Annotated in this window: 13 protein-coding genes; all 13 read right to left on the bottom strand. The window is 35.1% G+C overall.

Features of this window, described 5'->3' with window-relative positions:
• Positions 1-17: 17 nt before the first annotated feature.
• The gene (gene narI, locus JQN76_RS05410; protein ID WP_000934151.1) at positions 18-695 is read right to left on the bottom strand and encodes a respiratory nitrate reductase subunit gamma; all 678 of its coding nucleotides are present in this window, start codon (positions 693-695) and stop codon (positions 18-20) included.
• Complete coding sequence (gene narJ / locus JQN76_RS05405; protein ID WP_000606768.1) at positions 688-1,263, bottom strand: nitrate reductase molybdenum cofactor assembly chaperone; 576 nt, start codon at positions 1,261-1,263, stop codon at positions 688-690. The genes narI and narJ overlap by 8 nt, the downstream gene beginning before the upstream one ends.
• Positions 1,256-2,815: a nitrate reductase subunit beta gene (gene narH, locus JQN76_RS05400; RefSeq protein ID WP_000692645.1), complete on the bottom strand. Its 1,560-nt coding sequence runs from the start codon at positions 2,813-2,815 to the stop codon at positions 1,256-1,258. Before narH ends, narJ begins: the two co-directional genes overlap by 8 nt.
• Complete coding sequence (locus tag JQN76_RS05395; RefSeq protein ID WP_000514384.1) at positions 2,805-6,494, bottom strand: nitrate reductase subunit alpha; 3,690 nt, start codon at positions 6,492-6,494, stop codon at positions 2,805-2,807. Before JQN76_RS05395 ends, narH begins: the two co-directional genes overlap by 11 nt.
• A gap of 308 nt (positions 6,495-6,802) precedes the next feature.
• On the bottom strand, positions 6,803-7,780 hold the full coding sequence (gene cobA / locus JQN76_RS05390) for a uroporphyrinogen-III C-methyltransferase (protein WP_000109874.1): 978 nt from the start codon (positions 7,778-7,780) through the stop codon (positions 6,803-6,805).
• A complete protein-coding gene (nirD, locus tag JQN76_RS05385) occupies positions 7,771-8,085 on the bottom strand; it encodes a nitrite reductase small subunit NirD (RefSeq protein WP_000448222.1) in 315 nt (104 codons plus the stop codon). Before nirD ends, cobA begins: the two co-directional genes overlap by 10 nt.
• A 3-nt stretch (positions 8,086-8,088) precedes the next feature.
• Positions 8,089-10,494, bottom strand: coding sequence for a nitrite reductase large subunit NirB (nirB, locus tag JQN76_RS05380; RefSeq protein WP_001118730.1), 2,406 nt, complete (start codon positions 10,492-10,494; stop codon positions 8,089-8,091).
• A 65-nt stretch (positions 10,495-10,559) separates the two neighbouring features.
• Positions 10,560-11,291, bottom strand: coding sequence for a sirohydrochlorin chelatase (locus JQN76_RS05375; protein ID WP_001014072.1), 732 nt, complete (start codon positions 11,289-11,291; stop codon positions 10,560-10,562).
• 229 nt (positions 11,292-11,520) lie between these two features.
• Entirely contained in the window at positions 11,521-12,057 is a 537-nt protein-coding gene (locus JQN76_RS05370; RefSeq protein ID WP_000169317.1) for a GNAT family N-acetyltransferase, read from the bottom strand.
• Between the two features lie 233 nt (positions 12,058-12,290).
• The gene (locus JQN76_RS05365) at positions 12,291-13,115 is read right to left on the bottom strand and encodes a formate/nitrite transporter family protein (protein WP_000572040.1); all 825 of its coding nucleotides are present in this window, start codon (positions 13,113-13,115) and stop codon (positions 12,291-12,293) included.
• Positions 13,116-13,331: 216 nt separating this feature from the next.
• Entirely contained in the window at positions 13,332-13,514 is a 183-nt protein-coding gene (locus tag JQN76_RS05360; RefSeq protein WP_000079142.1) for a hypothetical protein, read from the bottom strand.
• A gap of 86 nt (positions 13,515-13,600) precedes the next feature.
• Positions 13,601-14,068 carry an SRPBCC family protein gene (locus JQN76_RS05355; RefSeq protein ID WP_001836792.1) on the bottom strand — a complete coding sequence of 156 codons (468 nt, stop codon included), beginning with the start codon at positions 14,066-14,068 and terminating at the stop codon, positions 13,601-13,603.
• Between the two features lie 185 nt (positions 14,069-14,253).
• Positions 14,254-15,807, bottom strand: a complete 1,554-nt coding sequence (adcA, locus tag JQN76_RS05350; RefSeq protein WP_000727769.1) for a zinc ABC transporter substrate-binding lipoprotein AdcA — start codon at positions 15,805-15,807, stop codon at positions 14,254-14,256.
• Positions 15,808-15,988: the final 181 nt, after the last annotated feature.

Below are 15,988 nucleotides of genomic sequence, written 5' to 3'. Positions count from 1 at the left end.
CCTTTCACCTCTTATGCTTACACTTTATTCTTACGGTAAATAATATATCTGCGATTTATATATGTCAAAGGTACACTCCAAACATGTACCAAACGTGTAAATGGCCAACAAGCCATAATAGTGAAACCTAACAATATATGCATTTTAAATGCAATCGGCACACCACTCATCAATGACGCATCTGGTTTTAACATAAATAATTGTCTAAACCAAATTGATAATGAAGTTCTGTAGTTAAAATCTGGATGTTGTATATTTGTTACTAATGTTGCGTAACATCCCATAAATACGATAAGTAATAATAAGAAATTTACAAATATATCCGACGCTGAACTTAATCTTCGAATACTTTTCGTAGTAACACGTCTCGCTGTTAATAAAAACATCCCTATCAAAGTTATTATACCAAAGATGCTACCAATATAAACAGCGCCTATATGATATAAATGCTCAGATACCCCCACTGCATCCATCCATGGTTTCGGTATTAACAATCCAACTACGTGTCCAAAAAACACTGGAATAATACCTAAGTGAAATAATAAACTTCCCCACATCAACCTTTTTCTTTCTATTAATTCACTAGATTTAGCTGTCCAAGAAAATTTATCATAACGATAACGTGCAATATGACCTGCGACAAAGACAACTAAACATAAATACGGAAATATAACCCATAAAAACTGATTAAGCATGATGTTTCACTCCTTTTGGTGATGTCAAACATAATTTCAATGTTTTTCTAAGTGCTTGAATCACATAGGCATATGGATTGTTATCTTCACCAAGTGCATTCGCCATCACATATGTTCCATCCTCAATAATCATAATGATTAATTGAATATTCTCTTCAGCTCTTGGATCATTTCGCCATTCTGCCACTTGCAAAAATTGAAGCATCAACGGTAGATAATCAGAAAGTTCATTATCTACCATTTCTAGTCCAAACATTTCATATAATACCTTCAATTTAGCTAACATTTGACCACGTTCTTTTTGCGTATCAAATTTGTTATACGTCATATATAATGGTGCTTTTTTCGTAAAATCAAATGTATCTGTATAAATCGCTTTGATTTCTGATAATGAAAATGTCATCATTACATTTCTAAATGCTACTAAATCTTCATATGCTGGATGATCTTTCGAAATTGTTTCTTCAAAAGTTTTTGGATGAAAAGTTAATTTTTCTGGAAAACATAACTGTTGTGCCATATATCCAAAACTTTCCTGATATTTTTTAAAATTATCGAAATTAATCACGGAAAATCCCTCCATAGAAATTCTCATTATAAATTTCTTGACCAGTTTTCCCTGAACCTACTGCAACGCCACAGCCTTCACAGTTATCTCCAAAATGCTCGCCGCCGTAATTGTATCCTGTACTACCTTGTGCGTGATACGTATCTAAATAGGTTTCTTTGTGTGATGTTGGAATAACAAATCGATCTTCATATTTAGCTAGTCCTAATAAACGATACATGTCTTTAGTTTGGCGCTCGGTTATACCTAATCGCTCTAATCGAGACGTGTCAAATGGCTGTTGAGTAACTTGAGATCTCATATAACTTCTCATCATTGCCATACGTTGTAGGGCTCCTTTTACTGGCTCTGTATCTCCTGCAGTGAAAATATTAGCTAAGTATTCAATAGGTAAACGCATTTCTTCAATGGCTGGGAAAATCGCATCTGGATTTTGAGTTGTATTTTTACCTTCAAAATAGCTCATAATTGGGCTAAGTGGTGGGCAATACCAAACCATCGGCATCGTTCTAAATTCAGGATGTAACGGAAATGCAAGTTTATATTCAATTGCTAACTTATAAATTGGAGAGTTTTGTGCAGCTTCAATCCAATCGTAACCAATACCATCTTTTTCAGCTTGAGCAATGACTTCTTCGTCAAATGGGTTTAAGAATATATCTAATTGTTTTTCATATAAATCTTTCTCGTCTACTGCTGAAGCTGCTTCATGAACTCGATCTGCATCATATAATAAAACACCTAAGTAACGCATACGTCCTGTACAAGTTTCAGAGCATACCGTAGGCATACCCGCCTCGATTCTCGGGAAACAGAAAGTACACTTTTCAGCTTTGTTCGTTTTCCAATTGAAGTAAACTTTCTTATATGGACAACCTGTCATACAGTAACGCCATCCACGACATGCGTCTTGGTCAACTAATACAATGCCATCTTCATCACGTTTATACATAGCACCTGAAGGACACGATGCAACGCAACTTGGATTCAAGCAATGTTCACATAAACGTGGTAAATACATCATAAAAGTTTCGTCAAATTGGAATTTAATATCTTCTTCTATTTTTTGGATGTTAGGATCTTTTGGACCTGTAACATGACCACCTGCTAAGTCATCTTCCCAGTTAGGTCCCCATTCAATTTCAATGTTATCCCCTGTAATTTCTGAATACGCTCTAGCAACTGGCGAATGCTTCCCTGATTTCGCAGTTGTTAAATGTTCATAATTATAGTTCCATGGCTCATAATAATCTTTAATTAATGGCATATCTGGATTATAAAAAATTTTACCTAAAGCAATTTTTGAAATTCTACTTCCAGATTTTAATTCAAGTTTCCCTTTACGATTTAGTACCCAACCACCTTTGTAGTGTTCTTGGTCTTCCCAACGTTTCGGATACCCTACACCTGGCTTCGTTTCTACGTTGTTGAACCACATGTACTCAGCACCTGGACGATTTGTCCAAGTGTTTTTACATGTCACACTACACGTATGGCATCCTATGCATTTATCTAAATTTAATACCATCGCAACTTGCGCTTTAATCTTCAAGCCAATTAACCTCCTTCATCTTTCTAACTGCTACATATAAATCCCTTTGGTTCCCAATTGGTCCATAATAATTAAAGTGATAACTAATTTGTGCGTATCCTCCGACTAGTTGTGTTGGTTTCAAATGGATTCTAGTCGGCGCGTTGTGTGAACCACCACGTGTATCTGTAATTTCTGACCCAGGCGTTTGAATATGTTTATCTTGTGCATGATACATAAACATTGTACCTTTAGGCATACGATGCGAAATAACTGCTCTTGCCGTTACAACACCATTACGGTTATACACTTCTAGCCAATCGTTATCTTGGATATCGTGTTTTTCAGCATCTTCATTTGATATCCAAACCGTTGGACCACCTCTAAATAGTGTCAACATATGCTTATTATCTTGATACATTGAGTGTATATTCCATTTTCCATGAGGCGTTAAATAACGCAGTACCAAAGCATCTGTACCACCTTTAATTTTCTTATCTCTATTCCCAAATACCATTGGCGGCAATGTCGGTTTATATACTGGTAAGCTCTCCCCAAATTGTTGGAAAACTTCGTGATCCACATAATAACTTTGACGTCCTGTTAATGTTCTAAAAGGTACTAGACGTTCTATATTCGTTGTAAATGGTGAATATCGTCGACCTTGTTTATTTGAACCTGGGAATACTGCTGTCGGTATTACTTCTCGTGGTTGTGAAGTTATATTTAAAAACGAAATTTTCTCAGCAGCGCGTTCGCTAGAAATATCTTTTAACGGCATTCCAGTTTGTTCTTCGAGATCTTCATATGATTTTTGTGATAATTTACCATTCGTAGCAGATGAAATACTTAGTATTGCATCAGCTACATTACGTGCTGTATCAATACGTGGACGATTCGCTCTCACAGAATCATCATTTGTATCACTCCACGTACCTAACATACTTTTTAATTCTTCATATTGTTCACTGACACCGAAACTTACACCATGTGCTCCAACTTTCCCTTTTTCAAGTACAGGACCAAGCGTGACATATTTGTCGTAAATTTTAGTGTAGTCGCGTTCTACAATTGCAAAGTTAGGCATTGTACGTCCAGGTACCGCTTCAATTTCACCCTTCGACCAATCTTTCACTACGCCGTATGGTGTTGAAATTTCTTGCTTTGTATCATGACTAAGCGGAGTTGTCACAACATCTTTAAACGTTCCAGGTAAATAGTCTTTTGCCATTTCTGAAAATGCTTTTGCCAACGTTTTATAAATATCCCAGTCTGAACGCGATTCCCATAATGGATCAATAGCTGGATTAAAAGGATGTACATATGGATGCATATCTGTAGATGATAAATCATGCTTCTCATACCAAGTCGCTGCTGGCAATACAATGTCAGAATATAAAGGTGTTGCTGTCATTCTGAAATCTAAAGAAACGACTAAATCTAATTTCCCTGTTGTTTCCTCACGCCACGTAATTTCTTCTGGCTTTTCATCTTCATTTGGTGTAGCTAATAAACCTGATTTTGTGCCAAGTAAATGCTTCATAAAGTATTCTTGACCTTTTGCAGAACTTGAGATTAGATTTGAGCGCCATATAAACAGTGATTTCGGATGATTCTTTTTCAAATCCGGATCTTCTATCGCAAATTGCGTTTGTTTTGACTTAACTTCATCTATCGCGCGTTTTAAAATTGCCTCATTCGACTCAATGCCTTCATCTTTAGCTTCTTCTGCAAACAACAAACTATTTTTATTAAATTGTGGATAAGATGGTAACCAACCAAGTCTAGCTGCTAAAACATTATAATCAGCTGGGTGTTGATGCTTTAAATCCTCTGTTTTAGCTAATGGAGATTTTAAACGATCTACATTTGACTCTTCATATTTCCATTGGTCTGTTGCAAAATAGAACCAACTTGTTCCGTTTTGCAAACGTGGTGGTCCTTGCCAGTCTTTCGCAAATGCGACAGTACTCCATCCTTCAATCGGACGACATTTTTCTTGTCCCACATAGTGAGCCCAACCGCCACCATTCACACCTTGACAGCCACATAACATAACTAAGTTTAAGATTGAACGATAAATCGTATCTGAGTTAAACCAATGGTTAATACCCGCACCCATGATAATCATTGAACGCCCTTCAGTATCGATAGCGTTTTGCGCAAATTCTTTCGCTACTTGAATGACAACACTTTGTTTTACGCCTGAAATGGCTTCTTGCCAAGCGGGTGTATATTTTGATTCTGCATCGTCGTATCCTTTTGATTCTAATTTATGATCAAAACGACGCACGCCATATTGACTTGCCATTAAGTCAAAAATTGTAGCAATACGGACTTTGTCACCATTTGCTAAAGTAACTTGTCGAGTTGGAATTGGACGATTGAATATCCCATCTCCATCACTATCAAAGTATGGGAATTGAATTGTTTCTAATTCGTATCCACCATCTGTCATTGATAATGTAGGGTTAATTTTAGAACCATCTTCTGTTTCTAGTTTTAAGTTCCACTTCTTACCTTCTTCCCAACGTTGACCCATTGTGCCATTAGGTACTACTAAACTATCGCTGATTGCATCATGAATAACTGGCTTCCATTCGCCTTGCTCTGTTGTTTGACCTAAGTCACTCGCTCTTAAAAATCGACCCGCTTTATATCCATTTTCATCTTCATCCAGCATGATAATAAACGGCATATCTGTATATTGTTTGGCGTAATTTATAAAGCGTTCATTAGGTTGATTAACATAATGTTCTTGTAAAATAACATGCGTCATTGCTTGTGCAATTGCAGCATCTGAACCAGGATTCGGTGCTAGCCAGTTATCTGCAAATTTCACATTTTCTGCGTAATCTGGTGCTACTGAAATGACTTTTGTACCTTTATAGCGGACTTCTGTCATAAAATGTGCATCCGGAGTACGTGTTAAAGGTACATTAGACCCCCACATAATAATGTATGATGCGTTATACCAGTCGCTTGATTCAGGCACATCTGTTTGCTCTCCCCAAATTTGTGGAGAGGCAGGTGGTAAATCTGCATACCAGTCATAAAAACTAAGCATTTCACCACCAAGCAAATTGATGAATCGAGCACCTGCTGCATAACTAATCATTGACATCGCTGGAATAGGTGTAAATCCTGCGATTCGATCTGGACCATATTTTTTTATTGTATACAGTAATTGTGCTGCGATTATCTCTGTAACGTCTTTCCAATTTGAACGCACGTGCCCTCCCATACCTCGGGCTTGCTTATATTGTTTGGCTTTGTCTTCATTTTCAACAATAGACGCCCATGCAGCAACGCGATTACCATTGTTTTCTTCTAATGCTTCAGTCCATAAATCCCAGAGTTTTCCACGAATATATGGATATTTGATTCGAAGCGGACTGTATTCATACCAAGAGAATGACGCACCTCGTGGACATCCTCTCGGTTCGTATTCAGGCATATCCGGACCACAACTTGGATAGTCAGTTTGTTGATTTTCCCAGGTAATCACACCATTTTTCACAAATACTTTCCAAGAACATGATCCTGTACAGTTAACACCATGTGTTGTTCTTACTTCTTTATCGTGGCTCCAACGTTCTCTGTACATTTTTTCCCATTCTCTACTTTTACTTTCTAGGATCGACCAATTCCCATTAAATTTTTCTGTTGGCTTAAAGAAATTCAATCCAAATTTTCCCATATTTATATCCTCCTACGTATAAAAATACGATGTGTAGATGTCGTGTTTTTAAATACTTTAAAATGCCCAAGACTATTGCTTTAATTAGATTGTACATTTTTTCACAAACATAAAATATTAGGGAATCACCTAATTACTTAAGGAATTTCCCTATCAATAACGGGATTTCATTGAAATAGTACACAATCATGTATGGTCATGCTTATTGCCAATCTAAATCGTTCAAATTTGGCACAACGACAAATAAGGCTTCAACACGAATATATTCTCTCGGTTGAAACCTTACTTATTCATTTATTTTTTATAAATTAGTGACATAACACTGTATTAGCATCTGCATGATCGGTTGAAATATATGTTACATTTTCTTGCTGCTTAATAAATGCATCATAGTAATCATATTGCGACGAATGATATGTGCCATTCGATGTATCATTTGGGTTTAGCAAACAGCCATAACCTTCGTCATATAAATGTTCACAGAGCATAAGGGCGTCATGTTTAGAACCACTTACTACATAAAATTGCTTCATAGGATCATATGATTTAGGAGTGTTTTCAGTATAACCAACAACTTCCCCAATAATACATATACCTGGTTTCGCCTCAATTGAATAGTGTTGCAATTTTGAAATAATATTACTTAAACGCCCCTTAACAACAAACTCGTTAAAACACGATGCTTGAAAGACAATCGCTATCGGGTAATCAATATCTGTGTATTGTTGTATCTGTGTGATAATTTTCCCTAAACGTTTTACCCCCATATAAATTGCTAACGTGCCACCATTCACTAAGGAATTGACATCCACTTCATTTTCTTCTGAATCTTTAAAGTGACCTGTAGAAAATGTCACACTTTTAGCAACTGTACGCATTGTCAAACCTGTCTGCATAGTAGCAACTGCTGCGCTCGCTGATGTCACCCCTGGTACAATTTCAAACGCAATATGATGTTCATTTAGTGTGTCGACTTCTTCTTGCACTCGTCCAAATATTGCTGGGTCGCCACCTTTAAGCCTCACAACCTTGTTATATCGACGTGCTGCTTCCACGATACATTCATTTATTTTTTCTTGCTGAATGTGTTTTGCATACGGCTTTTTACCAACATCGATAATTTCAGTAGTCAAATTCGCATATTGTAAAATTAACGGATTCACTAATCGATCATATAGTATAACATCCGCTTCACGTATTAAACGCTCAGCCTTTTTAGTCAAATAATTCGGATTACCTGGTCCCGCACCTATCAAGTAAACCTTGCCATATTTATCTACAGACATATATATACGTTCCCGTCTGTAACTTCTACCTCATAAACATCTACACAACCTTCATCAGGTTCTTGAACAATACCTGTATTTAAATCAATTTTTTGATCGTGGAGCGGGCAAAATACATATTCCCCACTCACTGTCCCTTCAGACAATGGTCCTTGTTTGTGTGGACAGATATTGTGAATCGCATGAATTTTGCCACTTTCTGTTAAAAACAACCCTACCTCTTTGCCTTTGACAATAACCTTTTTTCCAATTAGGGGTGTTAATTCATCTATAGTTGTCACTTTAATTTTTTCTTTTGTTTCCATGTATTACACCTTCTCCACTTCAAAAATTTTACGTGCTTGCGCATTGCTAGTTATTGCTTCCCAAGGTTCAGCTTCGACTGCTTTTTTAGCATCCATAATGCGTTCAAATAGTTCATTTTGTCTTTCTGGGTCAAGTAAGACTTCTTTTACATTTTCAAATCCAAGTCTTCTTAACCATGGCGCTGTTCTTTCAGCATATATACCTGTTTCGCGATAATATTGCATCAAAGCACCACATAATTTGATTACTTCATCTTCTGTTTCTACAGTTGTTAAAAATTCAGCTTTTTCAACTTCTGTACCACCATTACCACCGATATAGATTTGGAATCCATTTTCAACTGAGATAATACCAAAATCTTTAACACCTGATTCAACACAACTTCTTGGGCAGCCTGATACACCCATTTTGAATTTATGAGGTGTATCGATGTATTCAAATGTTTTTTCTAAACGAATGCCAAGTCGTGTCGTGTATTGCGTACCAAATCGACAAAACTCTTTACCAACACAGCTTTTAACTGAGCGAGTTTTCTTACCATAAGCTGATGCTGAACGCATACCTAGGTCTTCCCATATATTTGGTAATTCTTCTTTTTTAACTCCATACAAACCAACACGTTGCGAACCTGTCACTTTAACTAGTGGCACATGATATTTCTTAGCCACTTCTCCTAGACGAATCAGTTGGTCTGCATCTGTAACACCCCCACGCATTTGAGGTATAACAGAAAATGTACCATCATTTTGAATATTCGCATGGTAACGTTCGTTAGCAAATCTTGATTCTCTTTCATCTTCATGTTCATGTGGATAAACCATGTTCAAATAATAGTTAATCGCAGGTCGACATTTTGGACATCCACCTTTGTTTTTAAAGTTTAAAACATGTCGAACTTCTTTAGATGTTTTTAAACCTTTCGCTCTTATTTGCGTTACTATTTGATCGCGTGTCAAATCAGTACAACCACATATACCAGCAGGTTTTGCGGCAACAAAGTCATCTCCTAAGGTGTGCTGCAATATTTGAGCAATTTGCGGTTTACATTTACCACATGAATTCCCCGCTTTTGTTTTAGCCGTTACTTCTTCAACTGTTGTAAAGCCATTTTCCGTAATCGCATTTACTATAGTACCTTTATCAACACCATTACAACCACAAATTGTTTCATCATCAGCCATATCAGCAATTGATAGCGATGCCTCTTCTCCACCTTTAGTAAGCAATGATACAAGTGTGTAATCTTCAGTGGATTCACCTTTTTTCATCATGTTATAAAAGCGTGAACCATCATCGATATCACCATATAGTACTGCACCAACTACATTACCGTCTTTTAAAAAGATTTTTTTATAGTTATTATCAACACTATTAAATATTTCAATACCTTTAATTTCTGCATTTTCTACAATTTGACCAGCACTATACAAGTCACACCCAGAAACTTTTAATGACGTAAATGTTGTTGATCCCTTGTATCCGTTCGTTTCTTTATTTGTTAAATGATCAGCTAATACTTTACCTTGTTCATATAGTGGTGCAACGAGTCCATAAACTTTGCCGTTATGTTCTGCACATTCACCAACTGCATATACATTGCTATCACTTGTTTGCATCACATCATTGACAACAATACCTCGATTAACATCTAGACCTGATTCTTTGGCTACTTCTGTGTATGGTCGAATACCTACTGCCATAACAACTAAGTCTGCCGGAATCTCGCGTCCATCAGCCAATTTAACACCTTCAACATCATCTTCTCCTAAGATTTCAGTTGTGTTGGCTTGCATTTCAAACTTCATACCTTGCTTTTCTAGATCTGCTTTAAGCATATTTCCAGCTTTACGGTCTAGCTGCATTTCCATCAACCATTCAGCTAAATGTAACACCGTTACTTCCATACCTTGATCTAATAAACCACGTGCACACTCTAAACCTAGTAAGCCTCCACCAATTACAATTGCTTTCTTTTTAGTCTTCGCAATGTTCATCATTTGTTCAGTATCATCAATCGTTCTCCAACCAATTACACTCGGTAATGTCGAACCTGGAACTGGAATGACGAATGCTTTAGAACCTGTCGCAAAAATCAATTTATCGTATGATACTTCAATACCATTTGCAGTAGTAACTGATTGATTTGCTCTATCTACTTCAATTACAGGATCATTTGTAATTAACTCGATACCATGTTCCTCATACCACTCATATGGATTCATAATTGTTTCTTCAACTGTCATTTTATTTTGTAAAATATTTGAAAGCATGATGCGGTTATAGTTTGGATAAGGTTCTTTACCTATTACCGTAATATCATATAAATCGTTGGCGCGCTCTAATATTTCTTCGATTGTTCGAATGCCCGCCATACCGTTACCAATCATTACTAGTTTTTGCTTTGCCATAAAATATGCCCCTTTACTCCATAATATTTATTTCAAAAAAAGGTGTTAATTTTTCGTTAGTGCTTTTATATTTTCATCGGAATCATTAAGCTTTCTAATCTATCGTTAATGATTTGCTTTAAAATTGGGTCGAAGTTAATTGAAGGTGTGAAGTGTATATCTGTATTAATAACCATGTCATTCATTTGCTGCTTCACTTTGTTAACAAGTCTTCCGTCATATAAAAATAATGGTACGACAATCAATTTTTGATACCGTTTCGAGATGCTTTCTAAATCATGTGTAAAACTAATCTCTCCATATAGCGTTCTCGCATATGTCGGCTTGCTAATTTGCAAATTTTGAGCGCATATTTGTAACTCTTCGTGTGCCTTAGTAAAATTTCCATTAATATTGCCGTGTGCAACAACCATAACTCCAACTTGTTGTTCGTCACCTGCTAATGCGTCACAAATACGTTGTTCAATTAATCGTCTCATTAAAGGATGTGTGCCAAGTGGCTCGCTTACTTCTACCTTTATGTCTGGATACCGTCGTTTCATTTCATGAACGATATTCGGTATATCCTTGAGATAATGCATTGCACTAAAGATTAGCAATGGTACAATTTTAAAATGGTCAACCCCACTTTGAACCAACGTCGTCATTACCGTCTCTAAATCCTGATGCTCACTTTCTAAAAACGCAATATCATAGTGATGTATATCATCTTTTATTAATTCATAAATAAATGCTTCTAACGCTTGATTCTGTCGTCCGTGCCTCATGCCATGTGCAACAATGATATTCCCATTCACATTTACCAACCCTTTCACACGTATTGTATACCAAATCATTTTGTTTTTGTGAAAAGAATCACATTATAATGTAAAATCAGGGAATTCCCTGATGCCTGTAGTCATGCATATTCCTTATACATTTTCCCTTTTTGTTAAATCAAAAAAAGCGACCGATATATGAATCCCTACTCAACATTTATTTGAGCAAGCATTAATATATCGGTCGCTTGTAGTGTATATTATTATCTTAAAATGGTGGTTGGCCTAATATTGTTTCGTCAAAGCGCTCGGGTATCAATACTTTGCGCATGATCACACCTAAATCGCCATCATCATTTTCATGTTCGCTGTATATTTCATAACCTCTTTTTTCATAAATTTTAAGTAACCACGGATGCAATCTTGCAGATGTACCTAAAGTAACTGCCGCTGACTTTAACGTATCTCGCAAAAATGCTTCTTCAACATAAGTAAGTAATTGGCTACCATAGCCTTTCCCTTCATACTCAGGATTTGTCGCAAACCACCAGACAAAAGGATAGCCCGAAATACTTTTCACACTTCCCCAAGGATATCTAACCGTAATCGTAGATATAATTTCATCATCAATTGTCATGACAAATGTAGTATTTTTATCTATATTTTCTTTAACAGCATCTAAATTAGCATTAACTGAAGGCCAATCAATACCTAGTTCTCTTAGAGGCGTAAATGCTTCATGCATGAGTTGTTGCAATTTTTCTGCATCTTGTTCACTTGCGAGTCGAATCATCGTTTTTGTCATATTAATCCCCACTCTTTTTTAAATGATTTAACCATATTTTATTTTTAAAATAAATATCCATCAAAGTGTATCAATAAATTTATCACATGTCAGAAAGTATGCTTCATCTGAATACACCAATACTCTCATGAAACTTATTAAAAATTACTCTCTCAACGTAAAAAAACCATTCAAATTCATGAATGGTTTGGAAGAATGATTCATTGTTACGCTATTTAATCACTACATCTTAATTATTGTTGCTCTAAACGATTACGCTTACCATTTAAGAAAGCATAAACGAGACCTACAAAAATACCGCCACCGACAAAGTTACCTAAGAAAGCAAAAACGATATTTTTTAAAACGTGTAACCATGAAACTGCATCAAGGTTAAAGAATACCATACCTGCATATAGACCTGCATTGAACACAACGTGCTCATATCCCATGTATACAAAGACCACGACACCACAAGCTATGAAGAATGCCTTTGTTAAGCCGCCTTTGAATTGCATAGAGATGAAAATACCAATATTAATAAAGAAGTTACAGAAAATACCTTTTGTAAAAATATTCAACCATGTTGAATCAACAGTCTTTTTCTGAACTAAAGCTGTTAAAGCTTGTGTCATTTCAGGTGTCATGACATGCGCAAATTTCATTAAGAAAAATAACACAAACCCACCTAAAATATTTCCTAAGAAACAATATAATAAAATCCAAGTCATCTTCTTAACAGAAACGACTTTATAATACCAGCCTACTGTAAAGTACATGAAGTTACTTGTTAATAATTCAGAGTTAGTTAATACAACTAAAATCAAACCTAAACTAAACGCAATGGCTCCCATTAAATTGATAAGTCCATCTACGTGAGTACTCGCAAACTGCGTCTTTATTCCGAACATAAATACAGTAACGATTGAGAGTAAAAATCCGGCCATCATTGCTTTAAGCATATATCGGCCAGGTGTTTGCTGTACCATTACTTGCTTCATTTGTACTGAAGATGATATTGAATCAACAATTGCGCCTGTTGAATATGTATCTTCAACTGTTTTCTTATTTTCTATCACAGTACTTCCCCCATTTACTTTGATCAAATAAAATTTACTTTCTAATTATATTAGTAAATCAATGTAATTGATAGTTTAAATTTCAGAAAAATCTTTTTATTCTCTCAAAAATGTAGTTTTCTTTCATAAAAACAGCGAGATAAATCGCGTGATTGGCTAATATCTTTATGATTTAAGATATTACGACGCTCATTTTATCTCGCTTTATGTAAAGTATTACTTATTCTTTTTTAAATTTGAAAAGTAATGTAAACCATATGCAAATACACTGTAGCCTACGACTGTACGCAAAATAAATCTAACCACTTTATTTGGTACACATTTCGAAGTAACAGTAATTGAAGATAAAAGCGTAGTAAAAATATATAATATTAATACTTTAATGTAACGTTGTGCCATCGAATCATCCTTCATTCAATTAATAATATTACGTTATTATTATAAACTGAATGGCATATAAAATTTTTTACATATTTTCAACAACTTTATTTCAATAAAGCATCAAGTTGATCTAAAGTTTGATTCATACCTTGTTCAACACCCATGTTTATGAATTGTTGAGCGGCTTCTTTTGTTGGAAATACCGATGTTGATGTCACTGTCGTTTTCGTTGTATTGCTCTTGGAAAATGACAAAGTAATTTTCATGCTTGGCATTTTTGTATCTTTTGCACCTTGAGGTGTCGCAAATGAGTCAATATATTCAATTAAATATGGACGCTTAACCGTTTTATATTCTGCTAATGTATAGCTGGTCATTGTAGGTGTTTTAATCGCATAAAATGCATCACCGCCTGAAACAGCATTAAAGCGAAACACTTTGGTACTAGCGTCTTTTGGATGAAACCATTTTTCAAATAATGCTTTTGTCGTATAGGCATCAAACACCTTTTCAATCGGTGCTTCTATCGTTCTTGAAAAAATAATTTTATTATCTTCAACTTTAATCGTCATCTTCCCACTCCCTATCTTTTATATTTACTCATCTTAACATGCATTGAGTAACATATGTTACCAAATCATTTGTTATAAACTATAGTAATATTAATCATTCCCTCTGTTGAAATTGATAACTACGAAATAAAAAACACACTCTATTCAGCTATTAACAGTTGAGTAGAGTGTGCAAACCTGTTGAATTAATGCGCTAACATTTCTTCTTTGATTTGGTCTTTATTTAATTTTGAAGGATAATATGTTGGCCAGTTATCCATTTCTTTTAATAACGCGTCATTATCATTACCCATAAAGATATGGAAGTGTTCTGCCTTTTTAGGTGCAATGTTGTGATCGCTAAATTGGATGAATTTCGGTAAGTCTTTATCATTACCATCGACCAATTTAAACATAAATCTCACGCCACGGTTACCTTTAGGATATTTCAATGTTTTCTTACCATTGTATTCATATTTACCAGTGTGTTTCTTACCATCTTTAGTAAATGTAATTTCATTTCCTTTTATATCAATGTTAGTAATATCAGTTTTATATCCTTTGTCATAATAAGCTTTTAAATCTTTAGCAGATTTCTTAGGATCATTTTCAGCTTTATGTTCCATCACTTCATCAAGCGTACCGTCTTTTAAGTAAGGGTAAACAGATTGCCATTCACCAGCATAATCGCTTAATTCACGGTCTTTAACTTGCTCATCTTTAAAATACCCATCAGAAATTGCTTTGTCATGTTTACTTTCAGCTTTGTCGTCTTTCACTTTAACACCACTGTCTAAAGCTTTACCGATATTTTCAATATTAGATTTCATTAATGATTGATACGTAATATTATCTTTTTTCTGTTGTTCTTTATTTAAAGACTCCATGTTGTAGAATTTTAAAGGCTTCGCATCTGTTTCTTTACGAATTGTTTCAGTCACTTTATTCGCAACATTATCTTCGTAAAGAATATATTTAGCATTGCTATCTCTAATTTCTTTAACAATTTTAGTTAATTCTTTTTGTGATGGATCTTCAGCATTCATATTTTGAATACCTTTTTGAACAAAACCATAACGATCAGCTAAGTATCCAATTGATTCATGTGAAATGAATACTGCATTACCTTGCTTATCTTTTGTAACTTGCTTCATATCGTTATCAATTTTCTTAAGATCGTCGTTTAATTTTTTGTAGTTTTTCTCATAGTCATCTTTATGTTTTGGATCTTTTTTCACTAATTCATCTTTAATTTCTTTAGCGAAAGTTTGGTTAATTTTAGGATCTAACCATACGTGTGGATCATATCCACCATGATGATGATGATGATGTTCTTCTTTCTCATGATCATGCCCCTCATGTTCATGCTCTTCACCATGCTCGTGTTGATCAGTTAAAAGCTTTGCTTTATCTAATTTATCCTCTAAAGACAGTTTTTTATCTTTATCTTTGATAGTAGATGCAACTTTCTTAGCAACCGGATCTAAATTATCCCCTGTATACATAAACAAGTCTGACTTGCTTGCACTTAATATATCTTTTTGTGTTGGTTCATAGCTATGTAAATCTGTCCCTGCTGGATAGATTGATGATACCTTCACGTGTTTTCCACCAATTTGCTCTGCAAATGATTGCAATGGATAAACTGTCGTTTTAATTGTTACCTTGCCATCTTTATCTTTTCCATCATCATTCCCACATGCGGCTAATGATAAAGTTACGGCTGGTACAAGAAGTAACATACCTAATTTCTTTTTCATAGTCACCCTCCTAAATAGTAATCTTTACGTTTTAAAATTATATACTCATGCTACTTAAAATACAAGCACTGTTTTTATAAATAATATAAAGTCGAATCATACTTTAGGTATTTACCACTTTTCGTTTTATCTAATACATGACTATTGTACAAATATGATACAGAAAACTTTATAGTATTTA

Origin of the sequence: Staphylococcus sp. SM3655, from assembly GCF_016917315.1 — a bacterium.
In the GTDB taxonomy this organism is placed as follows: Bacteria; Bacillota; Bacilli; order Staphylococcales; family Staphylococcaceae; genus Staphylococcus; species Staphylococcus aureus.
This window is presented reverse-complemented; position numbering and strand designations above follow the sequence as displayed.

Coding starts and splice junctions, on each gene's coding strand:
- narI (WP_000934151.1), bottom strand. CDS start 695: ATGCTTAATCAGTTTTTATGGGTTATATTTCCGTATTTATGTTTAGTT.
- JQN76_RS05395 (WP_000514384.1), bottom strand. CDS start 6,494: ATGGGAAAATTTGGATTGAATTTCTTTAAGCCAACAGAAAAATTTAAT.
- cobA (WP_000109874.1), bottom strand. CDS start 7,780: ATGTCTGTAGATAAATATGGCAAGGTTTACTTGATAGGTGCGGGACCA.
- nirD (WP_000448222.1), bottom strand. CDS start 8,085: ATGGAAACAAAAGAAAAAATTAAAGTGACAACTATAGATGAATTAACA.
- nirB (WP_001118730.1), bottom strand. CDS start 10,494: ATGGCAAAGCAAAAACTAGTAATGATTGGTAACGGTATGGCGGGCATT.
- JQN76_RS05370 (WP_000169317.1), bottom strand. CDS start 12,057: ATGACAAAAACGATGATTCGACTCGCAAGTGAACAAGATGCAGAAAAA.
- JQN76_RS05360 (WP_000079142.1), bottom strand. CDS start 13,514: ATGGCACAACGTTACATTAAAGTATTAATATTATATATTTTTACTACG.
- JQN76_RS05355 (WP_001836792.1), bottom strand. CDS start 14,068: ATGACGATTAAAGTTGAAGATAATAAAATTATTTTTTCAAGAACGATA.
- adcA (WP_000727769.1), bottom strand. CDS start 15,807: ATGAAAAAGAAATTAGGTATGTTACTTCTTGTACCAGCCGTAACTTTA.